The organism is Mesorhizobium sp. M2A.F.Ca.ET.039.01.1.1, from assembly GCF_003998035.1.
Lineage (GTDB): Bacteria > Pseudomonadota > Alphaproteobacteria > Rhizobiales > Rhizobiaceae > Mesorhizobium.
The window spans coordinates 1-2,923 of record NZ_RZRY01000735.1; the positions used below are offsets into that span (position 1 = coordinate 1).

A 2,923-nucleotide genomic window follows, 5' to 3' on the forward strand; every position below is an offset into this window, starting at 1 on the left:
CATCTACTATCTCGAGTTGCGCGACAATGCGCCGGAAGCGAGCAGGGAAGTCTTCGGCATTCGCTTCATCTACCCTGAAAAGAACCTCAATGCGGCGTTGCACAAGGAGGCCGAGCAGCGCGCCGCCTGGCCGAATATTGCCAGTATCGACAAGGCCAACGTCAACATCGACTATTCCTTCTCGGGCGACGCGCGTCTGAAGCCGCTCATGGTTTTCGATGATGGCGCCAAGACCTTCCTCAAGTTCGACCGGCGTGTGCCGGCGATCTTCGCCGTCAATTCTGACTTCTCCGAGACATTGGAGAACTTCCGCAAGGAGGGCGACTATATCGTCGTCGACGCAACGGCCACGCAGTTCACGCTGCGCGACGGCGACCAATGGGTCTGCATCTTCAATTTGAGAAAACCCGATTTTGGCGCGCCTGACCCCGGTGTCCTTGGACCTGTCGAGGATCCTCATGCGACGAAGCGCAGGAGGAGTGGCAATTGATCCAGCGCAGCCCCGAGCTCGAGGTTCTGGCGAGCGGCGATGAGCCGGCGATCGCCGACAGAAATGTTCGGCGCAAGCAGCTCATCGGCGGCGGCGCGCTCATCTTGGCCGGCATGGTCGCGGGCTATGTCGTTGTCGCCGGCGGACGGCCGCAGCAGCGCGATATGCTATCCGGCGACGAAGAGTTTTCGACCACGACGTTTCGTCCGCCATCCTTCGTTCGTGACGGCGAGCCGCAGGCGAAACCGGCGGAGCCGGAAGTCCTGCAAATCCCGCCGCCACCACCGCCGGTGAAGGAGGAAGCAAAGCCCGACACAACGGAGTTCAACGTGCCTCCTCCGCCGCCGCCTGCAACCGCGCCCTCATCTGTTACAGCGGCATCTCCGCCTGAAGATGAATTCCCGAAGCGCTACCGCTCCAACATGGTGGTCTTCGATAGCAAGGGCTCGAGCGGCGAGCAGCTTGGGTCGTCGGGGGCAGAAGGGGCGGGCGCTACCGTCGCTGGCGAGGACCGCAACAGCAAATTCCTGGCTGCCTCAATCAGTGTGGGCGACCGTACGGCGAAGGCCAGGAAAATCGACCGCATCGATGCATTGGTGCCGGAAGGAACGCTGATCCCGGCCATCCTGGAGACGGCCATCGTCAGTGACCTGCCTGGCCAGATCCGCGCTATCGTCTCACAGGACGTCTATTCCTTCGATGGCCGGCGCGTTCTCATTCCGACCGGCACGCGGCTGATTGGGGAATATCAGTCCGACATCGTGCGCGGCCAAAAGCGTATTTTCGTGATCTGGACACGGATGCTGCGCGATGACGGCGTCAGCGTCCGTCTCGATTCCATCGGCGCCGACAGTCTTGGCCGCTCCGGCCTGACCGGCCAGGTCGACAACAAGTTCCGGGAACGCTTTGGCGCCGCGATCCTGCTGTCCATCGTCGGCGGCGGCGCCAGCTACCTAACCGGCTACGGAAGCCAGTCCGCGACCAGCAACAGCGACGACAGTCGGCGTGCAGAGGATATTGCTCGCACCACGCTCGCGCAGACCTTCTCCGACATGGCCAACCAGGCCCTCGGCGACAGCCTCAAGATCCCGCCGACCATCAGCGTGGCCCAGGGCGAACGAATCTTCGTCTTCGCCCGCCAAGACCTCGACTTTTCCGCGCTCTATGATGACCCGGTATCCGAGGCGCTCAAGGAGATCCGTCATGAACGTGGTCTCAACTGAGTTCGGCTGCAACGATCGCCACTATTTTCTCTACCGCGCGCTGGAGCCGCTCAAGCCGTTCCTCGATGATCCAAGGGTCGTCGAAATCTCGATCAATCGGCCAGGCCACGTCTATGTCGAGCGGCTGGGCGACGAGCATATGGCGTTCTTTTCTTTGCCGGAACTGACGACAGCAGAGATCGTCAACATCGGCGAGCGTGTGGCGGCGTCGACGAACCAGTTCATCAGTCCAGCGAGCCCGGTCCTGAGTGCCGCCTTGCCGACTGGCGAGCGCATCCAGGTCGTTTTGCCGCCTGCGGCGCCTGAGGGCGGCGCCGTCTCGCTGCGCAAGCAGGTCGTCAGCGACTTCAGCCTCGATGACTATCGCGATAGGGGCGCATTCGAACGGGTATCTGTCGCCGTCGGTGGTGTGAATGATGTCGACCGCGAACTGATCGAGCTCCTGCGCAAGGAGGATATCTATGGCTTCATTCGGTCGGCGATTGTCAATCGTGTTTCGATCCTCGTCAGTGGCGGCACCTCGAGTGGCAAGACGACATTCCTCAACGCCTGCCTCAAATCGGTCGACGAGCGTGAACGCATCATTACGCTCGAGGACACGCGGGAGCTGTTTCCGCCGCAGCCGAATGCGGTCCATCTCCTGGCTTCCAAAGGCGACCAGGGCACCGCCAGCGTGACAATTCAGAGTCTGCTCGAGGCCTCGCTTCGCATGCGGCCTGATCGGCTGTTTGTCGGCGAGGTGAGGGGATCGGAGGCTTTCTCGTTCCTGCGCGCCATTAACACCGGGCACCCCGGCTCGATGACGACGGTCCATGCTGACACTCCGCTCGGCGCCTATGAGCAGTTGGCAATGATGGTCATGCAATCAGGTCTCTCCGCCGCTTACCCGAAGGCAGACCTGATCTCCTACATCCGCAGCGTCATCCCGATCGTCATTCAGCTTCGCCGCGACGGCGGCCGTCGCGGCGTTTCCGAGATCTTCTTCGCGCGTGGGGAATGATCATGACCGGCTCCCTACGGCTCGTCTACGTCGCGTTCTGTCTGGCGATTGCCTTCGCCACCTGGCTGCTTGGCTATGGCCTGGCGCTGAAGCTTCTCTACGGTGACGGCCGCATCATTCAGGCAACGATCACCACAAACCCGTGGGCGCCTCTCCAGCAGCTCGCGCTCTACGCCGGCAATCCTGTGCTGCGGCGGGTCTGTTTGGGGG

At 62.0% G+C, this 2,923-nt stretch carries 3 protein-coding genes and 1 pseudogene; all 4 read left to right on the forward strand.

What is annotated here, in order from left to right:
- Positions 1–490, forward strand: a 490-nt coding sequence (locus tag EOA24_RS32755) for a TrbG/VirB9 family P-type conjugative transfer protein (protein WP_189354424.1), incomplete at its 5' end; no start/stop codon positions are given.
- Positions 490–1,713 carry a type IV secretion system protein VirB10 gene (gene virB10 / locus EOA24_RS32760; RefSeq protein WP_127410517.1) on the forward strand — a complete coding sequence of 408 codons (1,224 nt, stop codon included), beginning with the start codon at positions 490–492 and terminating at the stop codon, positions 1,711–1,713. The genes EOA24_RS32755 and virB10, both read left to right, overlap by 1 nt.
- Complete coding sequence (virB11, locus tag EOA24_RS32765) at positions 1,694–2,713, forward strand: P-type DNA transfer ATPase VirB11 (protein ID WP_127410516.1); 1,020 nt, start codon at positions 1,694–1,696, stop codon at positions 2,711–2,713. Before virB10 ends, virB11 begins: the two co-directional genes overlap by 20 nt.
- Positions 2,710–2,923: pseudogene (locus tag EOA24_RS32770) on the forward strand (type IV secretory system conjugative DNA transfer family protein); the annotation flags it as partial. The gene virB11 and the pseudogene EOA24_RS32770, both read left to right, overlap by 4 nt.

Excerpts from the sequence above, each read along its gene's own strand:
- virB11 (WP_127410516.1), top strand. The coding sequence starts at position 1,694 with ATGAACGTGGTCTCAACTGAGTTCGGCTGCAACGATCGCCACTATTTT.